Source organism: Mesorhizobium sp. B2-1-1, from assembly GCF_006442975.2.
Classification (GTDB): Bacteria; Pseudomonadota; Alphaproteobacteria; order Rhizobiales; family Rhizobiaceae; genus Mesorhizobium.
The window spans coordinates 4,788,435-4,807,095 of the sequence record NZ_CP083954.1 but is presented as its reverse complement, the minus strand read 5'-3'; the positions used below and the strand labels follow the sequence as shown (position 1 = coordinate 4,807,095).

Sequence of the window (18,661 nt, the reverse complement as noted above, 5' to 3'; positions counted from 1 at the left end):
CGGGCGCGGCGCTCTCGAAAGCTGTTCCCGAGCTCAATCCGGCCCGCTTGAGAATTAATTCCGCGTTCTTGGCTGTCAATCGAAATTGGAATAAATTATTCCTTGGCCGTGCGGCTGGACGCCAAAGCGCAAGGGGAATCATGTCCGTTCTGAACAGGATCAATGCCAAGCTCGACGGCATGGCGCCCGGCGATCGTGAGATCGGCCAGTACATCGTCGAAAATCCCGAGGAGATGCTGCGGCTGTCGACGGCTGCTCTTGCGGCTGAGATCGGGCGCAGCCAGTCGAGCGTCGTCAAATTCAGCCAGAAGCTCGGCTATGCCAGCTACCAGGAGCTCAAGCTCGCCGTCAGCGAAGCCAAGGCGCGGGAATGGCAGGTGCCGGCCGGTATGATCCACGGTTCGATCGAGGTCGGCGACGGCTATCAGGTCATCTTGAAGAAGCTGATCGGCAGCAAGCTTCTGTCGATGGAGCGGACCGTCGCCGCCAACAGCGAGCGGATCATCTCCAGGGCGCTGGAACTGCTGGATGGTGCGCGCCGCATACATCTGGCCGGCGTCGGCGCCTCCTCGCTGGTGGCGCGTGATTTCTCCTACAAGCTGATGAAGCTTGGCCGCAATGTGCTGCATGACAGCGACAGCCATATCCAGATGGCCAATGCCTCGACGCTCGGGCCTGACGATGTGCTGTTCGCGCTCTCCCATTCGGGCGCCAGCATCGAAACTCTGCGCATCGCCGAGCTTGCCCGCAAGCGCGGCACCATGGTGATCGCGGTCACCGGCCTGCACGACAATCCGCTGAGCCGCGTTGCCGATATCTGCCTCTACACCATCGCCGACGAGGAGCGTGCGCGCTCATCGTCCATCACCGCGCGCGATGCGCAGCTGACGCTGACCGACCTTCTGTTCATCCTCCTGGTGCAGAAGCAGCCGGACGCCAATGACTACGTCCACAACAGCGAGGCGGCGGTCTCGGTGCTGAAGGCCGAATGGTCTTCCTGACATGCCCGGACCGCGTCAGCCCTGACGAGGCACGCCCTTGGCAAGCAGGTAGACGAGATACGGCCCGCCGAGCAGTGAGGCGAATAGGCCGACAGGCAGTTCGTACGGGAAGGCCGCCATGCGCGACAGCCAGTCCGATATGGTCATCAGCAAGGCGCCCAGAAGCATCGCCCCGGCAAGATGAATGCGTGCGCGCCAAAAGCCGAGGAGCCGGGCAAGGTGTGGCGCGATCAGGCCGACGAAGCTCAACGGGCCGACGATCAAAGCGGCCAGCGCGGTCAGGAGCGCGCTGACGACGACCAGCATCAGCCGCCCGCCGGCTACGGGCACGCCAAGTCCGCGCGCGCTGTCGGCCCCGAGCGGCAGGATGTCCAGCCAGCGCGCGGCAAGAAAAAGCGGCAGCGTCAGTGGCAACAGGCAGGCCAGTGCAACGGCTGCGTCCAGGGCGGTCGCCTGGCCGGTCGAACCGCTCAGCCAGCGCAACAGCACATAGGACTGTGTATTGCCCATCGCGATCGTCGCGGTGATCAGCGCGCTGCACAGTGCGCTCATGGCAATGCCGGCAAGCAGCAATCGGTCGGCGCCGAACTTTGCCTTGGCGGCGATGGCCAGCATGGCGGCCAGTGCCGCCAGTGAGCCCGCGGCCGAGCCGGCGAGCTGCCAGCCGAGCCCGGTCGTTGCGCTGACCGTCAGCACGGCGGTCAGACCGGCGCCCGCGCCGGTGCCGACGCCAAGCACTTCGGGGCTCGCCAGAGGGTTGCCGGTAACGCGCTGGATGACCACGCCCGCCGCCGCGAGCATCGCGCCGGCGGCCGCGGCCACGCCGACACGCGGCGCGCGCCAGGAGACAAGATCGGCCAGCAGGTCGCCGCTGGCGATCGACCACCCTGCCGGTCCGCGCCCGACCACGAGGGCCAAGGCGGCGGCAAATGTGAGCGCAAGCAAGACGAGGATGATGAGCCACGGACGGCGGGCCTTGCGCGGCGTCACGCCATTGGAACCGAGATGCGGCCATTCGAACATGCGCAACCGCGGCAGCAGCCACAGCAGCAGTGGGCCGCCCAGAAGCGCGGTTCCCGCGCCGGTCGGAATACGCTCGCCGCCGGAGCCGGCGGCCAGCTGGACCAGCCCGTCCGTCAGCCACAGCAGTACCGCGCCGATCAGCGGCGCGGCGATCAGCTTCTGCCGCAGGGTGCGCGCGCCCGAAAGCATGGCGAGCGCCGGCGCGGCAAGGCCGACGAAACCAATGACGCCGATCTGCGCCGCGACAGTCGTTGCCATCCACACCGCAAGCGCGATGATGAGAAAGCGGCTGGTGTGGCGGGCAACGCCAAGGCCGCGCGCCGAGGCGTCGTCGAGGCCAAGGATGGTCAGCGGCCGCAGCAGCATCAGCGCCGCGGCGGCGCCGGCCGCCAGCCTGATCGTCAGGGCGATAGCCGGTTGCCAATCCTGCTGCACCAGCGACCCGCCGCCCCAGATGAACAGCGAGAACAGGTAGTCGCCATTGGCGAGGATCAGCGCGAAGCTGACGGAACTCGCGGTCAGCGCCACCATCATTCCGGCGAGCACGACCGACACCGGCTCCAGCCCGCGCCGCCAGGTCAACGCGAGCACGAGCAGCACAGCGGCGGTGCCGCCGGCAAAGGCGACCAGCCCTTGCGACCGCTCCATCAGCAACGGCGCGTAAAGCGAGGCGAGCGTCATGGCCAGTTGCGCGCCGCCCGAAATGCCGAGCGTCGATGGTTCCGCCAGCGGATTGCGCAGCACATGCTGCAACAGCAGGCCGGACAGGCCGAGCACGGCCCCCGCCAGCACCGCGACGAAGGCGCGCGGCAGCGAGCTGTAGAACAGGATGACATGGCGGAGATCGTCCGGCACCGATGCCGGCTGCTGCATGCCGACGCGCCATGCGAACAAGAGTGCGGCCAGCCCCGCGAGCAGGCCCCACAGGATAATGGGCGACAGCGCGCCGCCGATGGTGCGGTGAGGTATCTCGCTTCGGGCCACAGCGCGCTCCGTCACGAAGCATGACCCGCAAGCGCCGCCGTCGCCAGCCGCGCGAAGCGGCGCGCCGACGGCAGGCAGCCGAAATGGTTGATCGCTTCGAGCACCGCGACGCGGCCTTTGCTCACGGCCGGCAGCGCGTTCCACAACGCATTGGTGGGAAGCGAGCGCCCGACATCCGCCGGCAAGGGCGAGACGATCAGGATGGAGGCCTCGGGCACCCGCGCCAGCGCCTCCAGGCCAACGGGTGCTGCCGCGCTGTAACTTGTCTCGTCGGACCAGGCATTGACCAGGCCGAGCCGCGTGAGCACGTCACCGAACATGGAGTCCCGGCCGAAGGCGCGGAAGTGCCTGGAGTCGCCGAGGCTGATGACAAAGACCGGCCGTGCGGACCTGGTTGGCATGGCGGCGCGACGCCGCGCTATGTCGTCGGCGGTTTCGTTGACGTAACGCTTCGCTTCGGCCGGTCGTCCGAGCTTTTCGCCCAGGGCCAGCGTCGCTGCCTCGGCGAGTGCGTAGGGCGGCACTCCGGCCTCGTAGACGGTTTGCGCGAACACCGGCGCTATGCGTTCCAGAATCGGGCGTTGGTACTCGTAGAAATTGGAGATGACGATCAGGTCCGGCGCGACGATGCGCAACAGCTCGTAGTTGGGCGTGCCGCGCAGTCCGAGATCGGTCACGGTTTGGGGAACGGCAGGCTCGAGCGCAATCCTGCGGAACTGGATCAGTTCGGTCGCCGCCACCGGCTCGACGCCGAGCGCCAGAAGCGTTTCCAGCATGCCCCAATCGATCGCGGCAACATTTGTCGTCGCAGTCCTGCCGGCAACCGGCGGCAGCAAGGCCGCGGCCGTCAGCGCAAGCACCTGCCGTCTGTTGGGCGGATGGATCATCGCCGGTGGGTTCGGTCCATGACTACCAACTCGTGTGCGCCTTCAGCTTGAAGGAGCGGCCTTCGCCGTAGGAGCAGGTGAGCGTTGTCTGGCAACTCGACACATAGCTCTTGTCGAAAAGGTTGGTGATGTTGAGGTCGACGCCCCAGTTCTCTTTCTCGTAGCCGAGCTTCAGGTCGGCCAGCGTCACCGCCGGAACCTTCGCTGTATTCTCATTGTCTGCCCATGAGGAGCCGATATAGCGCAACCCGCCGCCAATCGAGATGCCGTCATACCAGTCGCCACGGAAGGTGTAATCGACCGATGCGGAAGCCATCACTTCCGGCACGATGAAAGGCGTCTTGCCGACGAGCGCCGGGTTGGCGTCCCTGGTGATGTCGATGTCGTAAGCTGTGAATGCACCGGTAAGCCGGAAATCCTCCGTCACGTTCACCTTGCCTTCGAGTTCGACGCCGCGTGAACGCACCTCGCCGGTCTGCATCTGGGTGAAGGGAGTGACATTCGACGGCACGTTCTGGCGGGTCAGGTCGAACAGCGACAGGGTGAACAGGCCATCGACAAAAGTCGGCACATACTTCACGCCGACTTCGTATTGCGTGCCCTCTTCCGGCTTGAACAGATTGCCCATCGCATCGGTGCCGATGATCGGATTGAAGAAGGTGGCGATGCTGGCATAGGGGGTTACGCCGTTGGCAAACTCATAGGCCAGGCCGGCGCGGCCGGAGAAGTCGCCAACCGTGCTGCTCTGCGTGCTGGAGCCCGCCGAGTAATAGGTCGGGCGGTTGTCGGCTTCGAGCCAGCCACGGTCGTAGCGGCCGTTCAGCGTCACCAGCCAGCCGTCGCCGAAGCGCATTTGATCCTGTGCATAGAAGCCAAGCTGTTTCTGCGTCAGGTCCTGATTGAGATAGCTGACGCGAGGTGTCAGCGGCGAACCGTACACCGGATCGAAAGCGTCGATTGGATTGTCATAATTGGGATCGTAGAGGCCGGACGACTGTACCTGGTCGATGTTGTAATATTTGAAATCGACGCCAGCGAGGATCGTATGTTCGATCGCTCCGGTCGCCACCTTGCCTTCGATCTGGTTGTCGGCGAGGAACGTCTTGGCCGTGGTGTCATGATCGAAATTGATCCGCGCCAGCTCGGTCGGCCCTCCGATCGTTGACCAGCCGTTCGGATAGACGCTGACCTCGTTGATGTCGGCGGCGGTGAAACGGGCGCTGGAGCGAACGGTCCAGTCATTGTCGAACGTGTGCTCGAGCTCGTAGCCGAGGGAGCCCTGTTCGCGCTTGTAGAGATCGATGCTCGGCTCCGTGAAGTTCGCATCGGGATCGATGCGGCCATAGTTCACGCCGCCGACAATGTGATCGACCACGGTGCCATCGTAGGGCAGGAAGCTGCCGCCATTATGGTTCTCGTCGATGTGGCTGTAATTGGCCAGTATGGTTAGCGTGGTCGCTTCGTCTGGCTTCCAGCTAATGCTCGGCGAGATGAAGCCGCGCCAGCCGTTCTGCAGGTCGCTGTAGGTATCGCCGCCGGCGACCTTGCCCGTCATCCGGTAGCTGACCGTGCCGTTGCTGGCGACATCGCCGATGTCGAAGCCGAGATAGACATTGCCGGCATCGTTGATGCCGGTTTCGACATAGCGCGTGCGTTCGAAGTCCGGGCGCTTGCTGACATAGTTGACCAGGCCGCCCGGATTGCTGCCGCCATAAAGCACCGAGGCCGGCCCCTTCAGCACTTCGATGCGCTCAAGGCCGAAGCTGTCGACATAGAAACCGCCGAAACCATAACTGAACAGCTGGAGGCCATCCATGTAGGTCCCGGTGGCCGTTGCATCGAAGCCACGAATGTACATCCAGTTGGTGTCGCTGTCGGGGCCAAAAGGCTGCGCAAAGGCCCCGGCGGTGTAGCGCAGCGCCTCGTCAGCTTTCTGTGCACCCTGATCCTCGATCTCCTGCCGTCCGACCACCGAGACGGATTGCGGGACCTCCTTGATGTCGGTCGCCGTCTTGGAGCCCGTTCTGGTCGTCTTGGCGACGACGCCGTCGACCGGCCCGGTCGCGCTATCTCCGGCCTCGCCTTCGACCACGACCGGTTCGAGCTGGGTGCTGGATTGCGCCGTCTGCGCGAACGCCGGCATTGGCGGGATCATCGCGGCAGCTGCGACGCCAGCCGCCAGAAGCGCCTTGATCCGGTAAATTCTGCTCATTCAGGAAAGTCCCCGCCTGTCGTCGTTGAGATACTTGATGGTTTACCTCAACTTATCAACGGGTCATTGGACTGATTTGGGCGGCTTGTCCATTCTTGTCCAAACCACTGATATCGCGGTGCCGTGTTGCGGAAATGTCACCGGCGGCCGGCGCTCTTCATCCACGCACCCGGGGTCAATCCGACCACGGACTTGAACACGCGGGTGAGGTGCGCCTGGTCGAAGAAGCCGGTGGCCTGGGCGATGTCGCCAAGCGAGGCAGCCTCATGCGCCATCATCGCCTTTGCCCTGTCGATCCGCGCCTGCATCTGCCAGCGATGCGGCGGCACGCCCGTTGCTGCCTTGAAGGCATGGCTCATCGCGGTTTCGGACAGGCCGGTCAGCGCGGCAAGATCAGCAAGGCGGATCCTGTCCAGGCAGTGGGCGTCGATGTAATCCGTGACGAGGCGCAGTTTGCGGCGGGGCAGGGGCGACCGGCGCCTGGCGGCACTTGGCCGGTCTATCTGGAAAAGGGATGCGAACAAGGCGTTGAGCAGACCTTCGCCATAAAGATCATGCAGGTTCCACTCGCTGCCGCATTCAGCGGCGATAAGGCCGGCAAGCGTGGCGATCCGATCATCGCGAAACTGGAGGCGCGAGATCTGCAAGGCATCGCGATCGAGGCTGCGGCCGAAGCGGCGGGTCAGTGTCGCGGCGTCGAAATGCAGGTCGAGATGCCTGATCCGTTTGAGTCCCTCGACGCGGCCGCGGATCGGCACCCCGGCCGGTATATAGGCTGCGGAAAACGCCTGGTTGTGGCGGCGCGGTTCGCCCTGGGCGCCTTCGACGACGAAGGCACCGTCGCCGTCGATATCGAGAGCGACGAACAGCCGGGGGTCGGGAGAGATGTAGTAACCCTCGGCATTGTCACCGCATGAGACGTCCCAGAGGTCGGCGACCACGCCGTCCCAGACGTGCCATTTCAGGTCGCCAATTACGGCAAATCCCTGAATCCGGCTCTCCATGCGCGCGACGAAGGTCAATTCTGCTTAGAAACTATCATGTTATGCCCGGTCAGCGACAGCACCGCAAGCCCTTGCGTCGAAGGTCGTGCTGAACCGACGCCGCTGCTGTCGGTCAGCGCAGCCTCAGACGCTTTCGAGATAGGTCTCGATCTCGAAGTCGCTGACGTTGAGCGCGAACGTATTCAGTTCCTGGCGTTTGCAGGCGATGAAAGAGTGGCGCAGGATCGCCGGGAAGATCTCCGCCACATGCGTCCCGCTTTCAAAGGCCGCGATCGCGGATGCCCAGTCCGGCGGCAGCTTGGCCGGGGCAAGGCCTTGCCCGTCGTTCCCGGTTGGGTCGCCCGGTGACATCTGCCTTTCGATGCCGACCAGTGCCGCGCCCAGTATGGCGGCAAGCACAAGATAGGGATTGGCGTCCGCTCCCGACACGCGATGCTCGATCCGGCGCGCACCAGTCGGGCCGCCGGGAATGCGGATCGCGACCATGCGGTTCTCGTAACCCCAGGCGACGGCGGTCGGCGCGTAGGATCTCGGCCGGAGCCTGCGGTAGGAGTTGAAATGCGGCGCGAACACCAGCGTGCTCTCGGCCATCGCCGCCAGCAGTCCGCCGACAGCGTGGCGCATAATGCCGGAGCCCTGGTCGGTGCCGTCGTCGAAGACGTTGCGCCCGTTGGCGTCGACAAGGCTGAAATGGACGTGGAAGCCGTTGCCGGCTCGGTCGCCATAAGGCTTGGCCATGAAGCAGGCGGCAAAGCCGTGCTTGCGGGCAATGCCCTTCACCGTGCGCTTGAACAGGACGGCGTCGTCGGCCGCCCGCAGCGCGTCCGCGACATGGTTCAAATTGATCTCGAACTGGCCGACGCCGTTCTCGGCAATGGCGGTATCGACGGGAATGCCTTGTGCTCGGCAGGCTTCGTAGATGTCGTGGATGAAGGCCTCGAAGTCGTCGATCTCGTCGATTGACAGTGCCGCGTCGGAATCCAGACGCCGCCCGGTGACCGGCGAGACAGGCCCGACCGGTCGCTGCGATTGCGGGTCGACAAGATAGAATTCGAGCTCGGTGGCGGCCACAGGCGTCAGGCCCAAAGCCTTGTAGCGGTCGAGGATACGGGCCAGTGCCCGCCGGGGATCCCCGAGATACGGTGCGCCGCCTTCGTCGGCGAGCCAGAGCGGGATGAGGGCGGTCGGATGCGCCGTCCAGTTCACCGGAAGGATGCCGCGGCCGGTCCATTGGCACAATCCGTCTGCGTCGCCGGTCGAGAACACCAGCGCGTTGCCTTCGATATCCTCGCCCCAGATGTCCAGCCCGATCAGCGAATAGGGCATGCGCAGCTTGCCCTCCAGTGCCTTGCGCGCCTGCTCGACGGGGATGCGCTTTCCCCGCATGATGCCGTTGAGGTCGCACACCGCGGCCCTCAGGCTCTGGATGTCGTTTCGGCTCTCAAGCCAGCTCAGAACGTCCGCAATTGCATCGCCCAATTTCCAACCTCTGGTTTCGAAGGTGCCCGAGCCCTGATCGGCCGCGCTGTCCCTGGTAAAAATGGCTTGTGAGTTTTCGGGATCCATATCTGGCCGCAGCCGGATGTTTCCCTATTTATTCAAGTCATTAGCTGGGATGTCGGGAGGCATTTCAAAACCAGTTGCGCGATCTGCGACCGAAACATAGAGGCAAGAGCGTGGAAAGCCAAGGCTCGGCATCGGGCTTGGCGCGCGCAGGGTGAAGCCGGGATGCCGGCATCACTCTCGGGCATGCGCGGCCGTCGTGGGGATATGAAACGTCCCTATCACAAATCTTGACCTTCCCCGCACTTGCACCTCTGGCCGCTCTCTGGCTTTTTGGGACACCCATCCGAGCGGACTGATTCGTCACGCCGCTCTGCGTCGATTGCCGTTTTGCGGTGTGATCGATCTGGCGGGGCGTGAAGCGCGAGCGACTGGCGAAGGAGAAGACGCATGGCCGAGTTCAAGAAGCCCGAGATCTCCGAGATGAGACCCAAGATCACCGTTGTCGGCGTCGGCGGCGGCGGCGGCAACGCCATCAACAACATGATCGCCGAGCAGCTTCAGGGCACCGAATTCATTGCCGCCAACACAGATGCACAGGCGCTCACCATGTCCAAGGCGACGCGGCTGATCCAACTCGGCGCGCATGTAACCGAAGGGCTGGGCGCCGGATCGCTTCCCGAGATCGGCCGCGCCGCGGCCGAGGAATCGCTGGACGAGATCATGGACCATCTGGCCGGCACCCACATGTGCTTCGTCACCGCCGGAATGGGCGGCGGCACCGGAACCGGCGCCGCGCCGGTCATAGCCCAAGCGGCGCGCAAGGCAGGCATCCTGACGGTCGGCGTCGTCACCAAGCCGTTCACTTTCGAGGGCAGGCGCCGCATGCAGATGGCCGAAGAAGGCATCGAGCGGCTGCGCGAAAGCGCCGACACCGTGATCGTCATCCCCAACCAGAACCTGTTCCGGATCGCCGACGCCAAGACCACCTTCGCCGATGCCTTCGTCATCGCCGACCGGGTGCTCTATGCCGGCGTCAGCTGCATCACCGATCTCATCGTCAAGGAAGGCCTGATCAATCTCGACTTCGCCGACGTCAAATCGGTGATGCGCGGCATGGGCCGCGCCATGATGGGAACCGGCGAGGCGTCAGGCGATAGCCGGGCGATGAAGGCGGCGGAAGCCGCCATCGCCAACCCGCTGCTGGACGAGATGTCGATGAAGGGCGCCAAGGGCGTGCTGGTCTCGATTTCCGGCGGCCGCGACATGACCCTGTTCGAGGTCGACGAGGCCGCCACGAGAATCCGTGAAGAGGTCTATGAAGACGCCGACATCATCGTCGGCGCCATCTTCGACAAGAGCATGGAAGGCCGGTTCAGGGTTTCGGTGGTGGCCACCGGCCTCGACCGCGGGCTCGGCGTGGAAGATGCCGATGCCGGCATGGCGCACGACCATTCCATGCCATTCGCGGCGCGGACGTTGCAATAGGCGCTGCTCGCCGGCGGCCTTGGCCGCTGCCGGGCACCTCGACGTCCCCGGCGCACCACCAAGTTCGGCCTGGACCTGATCACCCGAAAGCGGCCTGCCGAATGGTGCGATCCGCTCACCGGCGAACGCTGGGCGCCGCCGCTTCACCTAGACGGCGGCGACGGTGATCGGATTCCTGCGCTTTCGCTGCCGCTGTTACCCTGACCGGTGCCACGCCCGGTGTTCGCTCGTCCATTCTCATTGAAAATCAGCGTTTGCAGGCGCTTGGCGCTTGACTCCGATGCGTCCATGTGAAAAATTTTGCAGAACCTGAAAAAAATATCAGAGGGCGGAACGTGGTTGGATTTGGAAACGGCCTCTTGCGCGATGATGAAACCGGCATGGCGGCACGCGCCGCCTGGCTTCATTACGCCGGCGGCCTGACCCAATCCGAGGTTGCCAAGCGCCTCGGGCTGACCAGCCTCAAGGCCCACCGCCTGATCACCAAGGCCAATCAGGAAGGGCTGGTGAAGGTCTATATCGACGGCGAAGTCTCGGAATGCGTCGAGCTCGAGGACGAGCTGTCGCGCCGCTACGGCCTCGATTATTGCGAGGTGGTTCCCGATTTCGATTCCGAGGAGTTGCCGCTCAAGGCGCTCGGCATCGCCGGCGCGCAATTCCTCAAGCGTGAGATCGAACGCGGCGAGCAGGCGCTGATCGGCGTCGGCCATGGCCGCACGCTCGCCGCCTGCGTGGAATACCTGCCGCGCAGCTCGACAGACAAGATCCGCTTCGTTTCGCTGCTCGGCGGCTTGACGCGGAAGTTCTCGGCCAACCCGCATGACGTCATTCACCGCCTCGCCGAGCGCACCGGCGCCGAAGCCTATGTGATGCCGGTGCCAATGTTCGCCAACACGGTGGACGACCGCGCGGTGTTGCTGGGACAGAAGGGCATCAGCGAGGTTTTCGATCTCGCAAGATCCGCCGACCTTTTGTTTGCCGGCATCGGCACGGCCGAACGCGAAGCCTCGCTCGTCGCCACCGGCATGATCGAGAAGGGCGAGATGGAGGAGATCCGCCGCAATGGCGGCGTCGGCGAATTGCTCGGCCATTTCTTCGACGATGCCGGCAAAGCGGTGGCGACAACCCTTTCCAATCGGGCGCTGGCGCTGGCGCGCGAGGACATCGCCAGCCGCCGGATCGTCGCGGTCGCCGGCGGCAAGGTCAAGGTTCGAGCCGTCAAAGCGGTGCTGGAGGGCCGCTATCTCAAGGGCCTGATAACTGATGAGCGGACAGCGCGATCGCTCGTGGAGGAGACGCCAGTCGGGTAGCCGGCGTCGGTTCAGTTAAAACTACCCTGTGGAGGAGAAGACCAAATGCATGAGAAAGAGAAAGACCTCATTGACGCTTTCCTGCGCGGACAAGTCGACCGTCGTGGGCTGATCAAGGGCCTGGGTGCGATGGGCCTTGCCGCCGGCACGGCCGGTACGCTGCTCAATCTTGGGCAGACCCGGGCGCTGGCCGCCGACTTCGACTGGAAGGCGCACCAGGGCAAGACCATCAAGCTCCTGCTCAACAAGCATCCCTATGCGGATGCGATGATCGCCAACCTCGAAAACTTCAAGCAGTTGACCGGCATGAATGTCGTCTACGACGTGTTCCCGGAAGACGTCTATTTCGACAAGGTCACGGCCGCGTTGTCGGCGAGCTCGCCCGAATACGATGCCTTCATGACCGGCGCCTATATGACCTGGACCTACGGCCCAGCCGGCTGGATCACCGACCTCAATGAATGGATCAAGGATCCGGCCAAGACCAACCCCAACTATGCCTGGGATGACTTCCTGCCCGGCGTCAAGAACTCCTGCGCCTGGAACGGCAAGCCGGGCGGCGCTCTGGGGTCCGAAGACGCCAAGCAATGGTGCATTCCGTGGGGCTTCGAGCAAAACAACATCACCTACAACAAGGGGATGTTCGACAAGGCGGGCGTCAAGGTTCCCGGCAATATGGACGAGATGGTGGCCGCGGCCGCCAAGCTCACCAAGGATGTCGGCGGCGGCGTCTACGGCATTGGCGTGCGCGGGTCGCGCTCCTGGGCGACGATCCATCCGGGTTTCCTTTCGGCCTACGCCAATTTCGACCAGAAGGACCTGAACGTGTCGGCCGACGGCAAATTGTCGGCCGCCATGAACACCGCCCAGTCCAAGGCTTTCCACAAGCAATGGGTGCAGATGATCCAGGAAAGCGGTCCGAAGGACTGGTCGACCTACACCTGGTACCAGGTCGGCGCCGATCTCGGCGCCGGCGCCTCGGCGATGATCTTCGACGCCGACATCCTCGGCTACTTCATGAATGGCGGCGACAACAAGATGGCCGGCAAGCTTGCCTTTGCCGCCTTCAAGGCCAACCCGGAAGCCAAGGCGCCAACGCCGAACATCTGGATCTGGTCGCTGTCGATGTCCAACTTCTCCAAGGACAAGGACGCCACGTGGTACTTCATGCAGTGGGCCTCCGGACCCGAGCATGCTCTGTTCGGCGCCACCAAGATGGATTTCGTCAATCCGGTCCGCCAGTCGGTCTGGAAGGATGAGACGTTCCGCGAGAAGCTGAACAAGAGCTATCCCGGTTATGTCGAGATGTTCGACGCCTCGGCGCCGGGCGCCTCGATCAAGTTCACGGCGCAGCCGCTGTTCTTCGATCTCACCACCGAATGGGCGGCGACGCTGCAAAAGATGGTGGCCAAGGAAGTGCCGGTGGACGAGGGTCTCGACAAGCTGGCCGAAAGCATCAACGGCCAGCTCAAGGAAGCCGGCCTCGGCTAGATGTAACAGAGGACCGGCCAGCCTTGGCAGGCCGGTCCTCACCTGATCTTTTCAAGATTGCGACGCGGGGCCGTAAGGTGGCCGCCAATTCGCCCGACCGGCCGCCTTGCTCCCTTGGGCGGCCGGCAGGGCGGAGCGACAGGGACAACGGAGCAGCACGATGACTGCGGTGGTATCGCAAAGGCCCAAGCCCTCGGGCTTCAGGATCAGCAAGAGAGTGCTGCCCTACGTGCTCAGCCTGCCGGCTCTGCTGGTCTGCATCGGCATCCTGATTCCGTTCCTGACCTCGGTCGTCTATTCCTTCCAGCGCTATCGGCTGAGCCAGCCCTGGGCGCGGCAGTTCAACTGGGGCGACAACTATATCTCCTTCTTCACCGATCCGAAGTTCTGGAACACGCTCAAGATCTCGCTGCTCTATGCCGGCACCACGGTGGTGCTGGAACTGCTTCTCGGCCTCGCCATCGCGCTGCTTTTGCAGAAGCGCTCGACCCTGAACAACTTCATCTCGATCATGCTGCTGATGCCGCTGATGACGGCGCCGGCACTGGCCGCGCTGATGTGGAAGCTGATGACCAATCCCGGCTTCGGCGTGCTGAGCTATCTTGCCAGCCTCATCGGCTTACAGGACTTCCGCTGGGCCTCGTCGCCGTCGACGGCTTTGTTCACCGTCGTTCTCGTCGATATCTGGGTCTACACGCCTTTCATCATGATCCTGCTGCTTGCCGGCCTGCGCAGCCTGCCGACGCAGCCCTTCGAGGCCGCGGCCCTCGATGGCGTGCCGAGGAGCTTCGTCTTCTTCCGCATCACGCTGCCGATGCTGACGCCGTATATCCTGACGGCGACTTTGTTCCGCCTGCTCGATTCCATCCAGCAGTTCGACATCATCTACGCCATGACGCAAGGAGGACCGGGCGACACGCTGACCGTCTTCCAGGTCGAGGCCTATCTCAACTTCTTCCAGTCGACCAATGTCGGCCGCTCGGCGGCGCTGATGATCATCCTGTGGGCGATCACCTATTTCCTCTCCAACATCTTCATCAAGAACTGGCTCAGGCTGCGCGAGCGCGCCCGTGGCCAGGCATAGGAGGAGGCAGCCATGGAACACACCTCCTTGCTTGAACGCACCCTGCGCGGCGCGGCACTCACGCTGGTCGTGATCTTCTTCATGTTCCCGATCGTCTGGATCCTGATGATGTCGTTCCAGACCAACGAGACCATCCTGCGCATTCCGCCGCAGCTGGTCTTCGAGCCGACGCTTGCCAATTACACAGCGCTGATCACCGGCAAGCTGACGACCGCCGCCGGCACGCTCGACATCGCCTTCATGCGCAACCTGTGGAATTCGGTGTTCCTGTCGGTGACCTCGGTGGCGGTCTCGCTGCTGCTCGGCGTCCCGGCGGCCTACGCCTTCGCGCGGCACAAGTTCCGCGGCTCGGAGGACATCGCCTTCACGCTGCTGTCGTTCAGGTTCGCGCCGGCCCTGCTGGTGCTGTTGCCGCTCACGCTCTATTTCCAGAAGCTCGGGCTGGCCAACACCTATATCGGGCTGATCTGGGTCTACCAGCTGATCTGCCTGCCGCTGATCCTGTGGATCGTGCGCGGCTATTTCGAGGATATTCCGGCCGACATCGAATATGCCTATCGCATCGGCGGCCATTCCTGGTTTGCCACCTTCCGCAAGATCGCGCTGCCGCTCGCCGGCCCCGGCATCGCCGCTGCCGGCCTGCTTGCCTTCATCTTCGCCTGGAACAATTTCGTCTTCGCGCTGGTGCTGGCCTCGGCCGACAAGCAGCCGGTGACGGTCGGCGCGCTCGCCTTCATCACCTCCTCGGGCATCCAGTACGGCCAGATCTCGGCGGCCATCGTCCTGTCGATCACGCCGACGCTGGCGCTCGCCCTCTATGCACAGCGCTATCTGGTCGAAGGCCTGTCGCTCGGCGCGGTGAAGGGGTAGTTCCATGGCCAGCCTCGAACTCAGAAACCTCGTCAAGCGCTACAAGAGCCAGACCGTGCTCGACAATCTTTCGCTGACCGTCGCTGACGGTGAGACGCTGGTCCTGTTCGGACCCTCCGGCGCCGGCAAGACGGTGCTGCTGCGCCTCGTCGCCGGCGTCATCGACCCCGACGAAGGCAAGATCCTCATCGGCGGCGAGGACATGACCGACGTCGACGCCGAATTCCGTGGCGTCGGCATGGCGTTCCAGAATTTCGCGCTGTTTCCGCATATGAGCGCGTTCGACAACATCGCGACGCCGCTGGAGGCCAAGCGGTCGTCGCAGGGCGCGATCAAGGCCGGCGTCGAGAGCGTCGCCAAGCTGTTGAAGATCGCCCATGTGCTCTCCCACAAGCCGCGTGCGCTCTCCAATGGCCAGAAGCAGCGCACCGCGCTTGCCCGTGCGCTGGTCGGCTCGCCACCGCTGCTGCTGCTCGACGATCCCTTGCGCAATGTCGATGCCAAGCTGCGTTTCGAGATGCGTCTCGAACTGCCGCGCCTGCTAGCCGACCGCGGCGCCACCGTCGTCTACGTCACCCAGGATTATAAGGAAGCCATGGCGCTCGGCGACCGCATCGCGGTGATGTCGCAAGGCGTCATCAGCCAGCTCGGCACGCCCGAACAGATCTATCGCGAGCCGGCCAACATCGAGATCGCGCGGCTGTTCGGCGACCCGACCATCAACCTGCTCGACGTCAAGCCGGCGCTTGGCGCCAAGGGAATCCATGTCGCCCTGTCGAATGTGCAGGTCCATCTCGGCGGGGCTCCCGAGACCGCGGTCGGCCGCGACTGCATCATCGGGCTCAGGCCGGAAGCACTGCATTTCGTCGGAGAAAATGAACCCGGCGCCATTCCGGTGACGGTCGAGGCCGAAACCCCGCTCAACGAAAAGATCGTCACGCTGGTGCGCACGTTGCGCGGCCGCGAGATCCTGGTTTCGCGGCCGGCCGGAACACCGGGCCGCAGCGAAGGCAAGGCCCACATTGCCGTCGACGGCAAGAGCGCCCTGTTGTTCGATCGCGCCGGCGGCGAGCGCATCGGCTCGAAGAATGTCGTCAGTTTGCGCAACGGAGAAGCCGCATGAGCGCGAGCGCACTCACCATTTCCGGGGTCGACAAATTCTATGGCCCGATCGACCGGGGCGTCCACGCCGTCAAGAAGCTGACGATGGAGATCGGCAAGGGCGAGATCGTGGCGCTGCTCGGTTCGTCCGGCTGCGGCAAGACCTCGACGCTGCGCATGATCGCCGGCTTCGAGGAGGTGTCGCGCGGCGCGATCTCGGTCGCCGGCCGCCAGGTGCACACGCTGCCGCCGGTCAGGCGTAACGTGGCGATGGCCTTCGAGGGCTATTCGCTCTACCCGCCGCTGACGGTGCGCGAGAACATGGCCTTCGCGCTCAAGGCGGCCCGGCTGCCCAGAAGCGAGGTCGAGGCCAGGGTCGCCAGCATCGCCAAGCTGCTCGAGATCGAGGATATATTGGAGCGTTACCCAAGCTCTATCTCCGGCGGCCAGCAGCAGCGCGCCAGCCTCGGCCGGGCGCTGATCCGCGACGCCGATTTGCATCTGCTGGACGAGCCGATGGGGCAGCTCGAACCGCAGCTGCGTGCCGTGCTGCGCGGCCGCATCAAGCATTTCATCAAGGAGCGCGGCTTGACCGCGATCCTGGTCACGCACGACCAGACCGAGGCCAATGCGCTTGCCGACCGCATCGCGGTGATGGAAGGCGGCGTGCTGCAGCAGTTCGATACGCCGGACAGGATCAAGGAGCGTCCGGCGAACCTGTTCACCGGCACCTTCGTTGGCGAGCCGCCGATGAACGTCTTCGAGGCCTATGTCGGCGCCACCGCCGGCCGCATCAATCTCAGGCTTCCCGACGGGCTGTCGCTGGACTACGACAAGGACGCCTTCAGCGCTCCGGTCCGCGACCAGCTGCTCAGCCGCGAGCGGGTGGTCATCGGCATCAGGCCTTATGCGGTGCGGCGCTCGAAGGAGGGTGTTCCCGCCAGGGTCTCGGCCAACCAGTGGCTTGGCGACCAGACCCATATCGCGGCCGATTTCGCCGGCGGCTCGCTGGTCCTGGTCGAGCACGACCGCACCCGGCTGGATCTTGGCGCGCCGATCAATGTCAGCATCGACCCGAAGAACCTGCATGTCTTCGACCAGGCGAGCGGCGAGGCCATTTCGCACGGCATGGAGCTCGCCTGATGCGTGATCTCTTGATCGGTATCGACGCCGGTACTTCCGTCATCAAGTCCATCGCCTTCGACACGAAAGGCCGGCAGATCGCCGCCGCGGCAACGCCGAACCATTACGAGACGCGGCCGGGCGGCGGCGCCGAACAGGATCTTGCGCGCACATGGGCGGATGCGGCGGCGACCTTGCGCCAGCTCGCCGAGAAAGTGCCCGATCTCGCCGGCCGGACCATCGCCATCGCGGTGACCGGGCAGGGCGACGGCACCTGGCTGATCGACGGCAAGGGCGAGCCGGTGGCGAAGGGCTGGCTCTGGCTCGACGCGCGCGCCGCCGGCGTCGTCGAGGAGATCCGCGCGCGGCCCGAGGACCGGCTGCGCTTCGAAAAGACCGGCAGCGGGCTCGCCGCCTGCCAGCAGGGCTCGCAGTTCGTGTTCATGAAGCGCAACATGCCTGAAATGCTCGACAAGGCGGCGACGGCGTTTCACTGCAAGGACTGGCTCTATTTCAAGCTGACCGGCGAGCGCGCCACCGACCCCTCCGAGGGAACCTTCACCTTTGGCGATTTCCGCACCCGCGACTATAGCGAGGATGTGCTCGACGTGCTCGGCGTCGCCGACCTCAGGCATTTGCTACCGCCGGTCACAGACGGCACCAGGCACAGCGCCGGTCTGTCGCAGGCGGCGGCCGCCGCCACCGGCATACTTGCCGGCACGCCGGTCGTGCTCGGCTATGTCGACGTCGTCTGCACCGCGCTTGGCGCCGGCCTGCTCGACCGCGAGCGCAAGCCCGGCTGCACCATCATCGGTTCCACTGGCATGCATATGCGGCTGGCCGAGACGCCGGACGACGTGCAACTGAACGAGGCGGCAACCGGCTACACCATGGCCATGCCGGCGCCCGGCGTGTTCGCGCAGATGCAGTCCAACATGGCGGCGACCCTCAACATCGACTGGGTGCTTGGGCTCGCTTCCGGCATCCTCGCTTCGCAAGGCATCACCCGCAGCAATGGCGAGATGATCGCGCTCGTCGACACCTGGATCGCCGCCTCGCAGCCCGCCTCGCTGCTCTACCAGCCCTATGTGTCCGAGGCCGGCGAGCGGGGGCCGTTCGTCGATGCCAATGCCAGGGCCGGCTTCGTCGGCATATCCTCGCGCCACGGCTATGCCGACCTGGTGCGCGCCGTCTTCGAGGGATTGGCCTTCGCCGCGCGCGATTGCTACGCCGCCATGGGGCCATTGCCGCGCGAGATCCGGCTGACCGGAGGCGCCGCCCGAAGCCCGGCGCTGCGCAAGATCCTCGGAGCCGCCGTCGGCGCAGACATCCGCACCAGCCAGCGCGAGGAGGCCGGGGCGGCCGGCGCGGCGATGATAGCCGCGGTCTGCGTCGGCCTGTACAAGTCGATGGACGAATGCGTCGCGGAATGGGTGACGCCGCTGCTTGGCGAGGCGGAGCCGAGTGATCGGGACCTCGCCGCGATCTACGACAGGATGACCCCGTCCTACATGTTGGCGCACCAGGCGCTGCGGCCGGTCTGGCGCGCGATGGCTTCGGTGCAGGCAAATTGAGAAGTCG

14 protein-coding genes are annotated in these 18,661 nt (G+C 64.6%); 9 read left to right on the top strand and 5 right to left on the bottom strand.

Annotated features, from left to right (window positions below; all coding sequences use genetic code 11):
• Nucleotides 1-140 precede the first annotated feature (140 nt).
• A complete protein-coding gene (locus FJ972_RS23595) occupies nucleotides 141-1,001 on the top strand; it encodes a MurR/RpiR family transcriptional regulator (RefSeq protein ID WP_140497745.1) in 861 nt (286 codons plus the stop codon).
• 15 nt (nucleotides 1,002-1,016) lie between these two features.
• Here the strand turns inward: FJ972_RS23595 and fhuB are convergent, their stop codons facing one another.
• From fhuB to FJ972_RS23570, 5 genes are all read right to left on the bottom strand, one after another.
• Nucleotides 1,017-3,008, bottom strand: a complete 1,992-nt coding sequence (fhuB, locus tag FJ972_RS23590; protein WP_210239836.1) for a Fe(3+)-hydroxamate ABC transporter permease FhuB — start codon at nucleotides 3,006-3,008, stop codon at nucleotides 1,017-1,019.
• 11 nt (nucleotides 3,009-3,019) lie between these two features.
• Nucleotides 3,020-3,895: an iron-siderophore ABC transporter substrate-binding protein gene (locus tag FJ972_RS23585; protein WP_140520901.1), complete on the bottom strand. Its 876-nt coding sequence runs from the start codon at nucleotides 3,893-3,895 to the stop codon at nucleotides 3,020-3,022.
• 22 nt (nucleotides 3,896-3,917) lie between these two features.
• Complete coding sequence (locus tag FJ972_RS23580; RefSeq protein ID WP_140520900.1) at nucleotides 3,918-6,107, bottom strand: TonB-dependent siderophore receptor; 2,190 nt, start codon at nucleotides 6,105-6,107, stop codon at nucleotides 3,918-3,920.
• Nucleotides 6,108-6,244: 137 nt separating this feature from the next.
• Nucleotides 6,245-7,129 (bottom strand): helix-turn-helix domain-containing protein, encoded by an 885-nt coding sequence (locus FJ972_RS23575; RefSeq protein WP_181173453.1) that lies wholly within the window; start codon nucleotides 7,127-7,129, stop codon nucleotides 6,245-6,247.
• Between the two features lie 105 nt (nucleotides 7,130-7,234).
• On the bottom strand, nucleotides 7,235-8,590 hold the full coding sequence (locus FJ972_RS23570; protein ID WP_140514618.1) for a glutamine synthetase family protein: 1,356 nt from the start codon (nucleotides 8,588-8,590) through the stop codon (nucleotides 7,235-7,237).
• 474 nt (nucleotides 8,591-9,064) lie between these two features.
• Between FJ972_RS23570 and ftsZ the strand changes: the two genes are divergently transcribed.
• From ftsZ to FJ972_RS23530, 8 genes are all read left to right on the top strand, one after another.
• Complete coding sequence (gene ftsZ, locus FJ972_RS23565; protein ID WP_140497755.1) at nucleotides 9,065-10,102, top strand: cell division protein FtsZ; 1,038 nt, start codon at nucleotides 9,065-9,067, stop codon at nucleotides 10,100-10,102.
• Nucleotides 10,103-10,437: 335 nt separating this feature from the next.
• Nucleotides 10,438-11,412 carry a sugar-binding transcriptional regulator gene (locus FJ972_RS23560; RefSeq protein WP_181165158.1) on the top strand — a complete coding sequence of 325 codons (975 nt, stop codon included), beginning with the start codon at nucleotides 10,438-10,440 and terminating at the stop codon, nucleotides 11,410-11,412.
• A gap of 45 nt (nucleotides 11,413-11,457) precedes the next feature.
• Nucleotides 11,458-12,903 (top strand): ABC transporter substrate-binding protein, encoded by a 1,446-nt coding sequence (locus tag FJ972_RS23555; protein ID WP_140497757.1) that lies wholly within the window; start codon nucleotides 11,458-11,460, stop codon nucleotides 12,901-12,903.
• 160 nt (nucleotides 12,904-13,063) lie between these two features.
• Nucleotides 13,064-13,987: a carbohydrate ABC transporter permease gene (locus FJ972_RS23550; RefSeq protein WP_013896837.1), complete on the top strand. Its 924-nt coding sequence runs from the start codon at nucleotides 13,064-13,066 to the stop codon at nucleotides 13,985-13,987.
• A 12-nt stretch (nucleotides 13,988-13,999) separates the two neighbouring features.
• On the top strand, nucleotides 14,000-14,857 hold the full coding sequence (locus tag FJ972_RS23545; RefSeq protein ID WP_140497759.1) for a carbohydrate ABC transporter permease: 858 nt from the start codon (nucleotides 14,000-14,002) through the stop codon (nucleotides 14,855-14,857).
• A gap of 4 nt (nucleotides 14,858-14,861) precedes the next feature.
• Nucleotides 14,862-15,980: an ABC transporter ATP-binding protein gene (locus FJ972_RS23540; protein ID WP_140497761.1), complete on the top strand. Its 1,119-nt coding sequence runs from the start codon at nucleotides 14,862-14,864 to the stop codon at nucleotides 15,978-15,980.
• Complete coding sequence (locus tag FJ972_RS23535; protein ID WP_140497763.1) at nucleotides 15,977-17,101, top strand: ABC transporter ATP-binding protein; 1,125 nt, start codon at nucleotides 15,977-15,979, stop codon at nucleotides 17,099-17,101. The genes FJ972_RS23540 and FJ972_RS23535 overlap by 4 nt, the downstream gene beginning before the upstream one ends.
• Nucleotides 17,101-18,654 carry an FGGY-family carbohydrate kinase gene (locus FJ972_RS23530; protein WP_140520899.1) on the top strand — a complete coding sequence of 518 codons (1,554 nt, stop codon included), beginning with the start codon at nucleotides 17,101-17,103 and terminating at the stop codon, nucleotides 18,652-18,654. Before FJ972_RS23535 ends, FJ972_RS23530 begins: the two co-directional genes overlap by 1 nt.
• Nucleotides 18,655-18,661: the final 7 nt, after the last annotated feature.

Excerpts from the sequence above, each read along its gene's own strand:
- FJ972_RS23545 (WP_140497759.1), top strand. The coding sequence starts at position 14,000 with ATGGAACACACCTCCTTGCTTGAACGCACCCTGCGCGGCGCGGCACTC.
- FJ972_RS23595 (WP_140497745.1), top strand. The coding sequence starts at position 141 with ATGTCCGTTCTGAACAGGATCAATGCCAAGCTCGACGGCATGGCGCCC.
- FJ972_RS23555 (WP_140497757.1), top strand. The coding sequence starts at position 11,458 with ATGCATGAGAAAGAGAAAGACCTCATTGACGCTTTCCTGCGCGGACAA.
- FJ972_RS23580 (WP_140520900.1), bottom strand. The coding sequence starts at position 6,107 with ATGAGCAGAATTTACCGGATCAAGGCGCTTCTGGCGGCTGGCGTCGCA.
- FJ972_RS23540 (WP_140497761.1), top strand. The coding sequence starts at position 14,862 with ATGGCCAGCCTCGAACTCAGAAACCTCGTCAAGCGCTACAAGAGCCAG.
- FJ972_RS23585 (WP_140520901.1), bottom strand. The coding sequence starts at position 3,895 with ATGATCCATCCGCCCAACAGACGGCAGGTGCTTGCGCTGACGGCCGCG.
- FJ972_RS23535 (WP_140497763.1), top strand. The coding sequence starts at position 15,977 with ATGAGCGCGAGCGCACTCACCATTTCCGGGGTCGACAAATTCTATGGC.
- FJ972_RS23550 (WP_013896837.1), top strand. The coding sequence starts at position 13,064 with ATGACTGCGGTGGTATCGCAAAGGCCCAAGCCCTCGGGCTTCAGGATC.
- FJ972_RS23530 (WP_140520899.1), top strand. The coding sequence starts at position 17,101 with ATGCGTGATCTCTTGATCGGTATCGACGCCGGTACTTCCGTCATCAAG.
- ftsZ (WP_140497755.1), top strand. The coding sequence starts at position 9,065 with ATGGCCGAGTTCAAGAAGCCCGAGATCTCCGAGATGAGACCCAAGATC.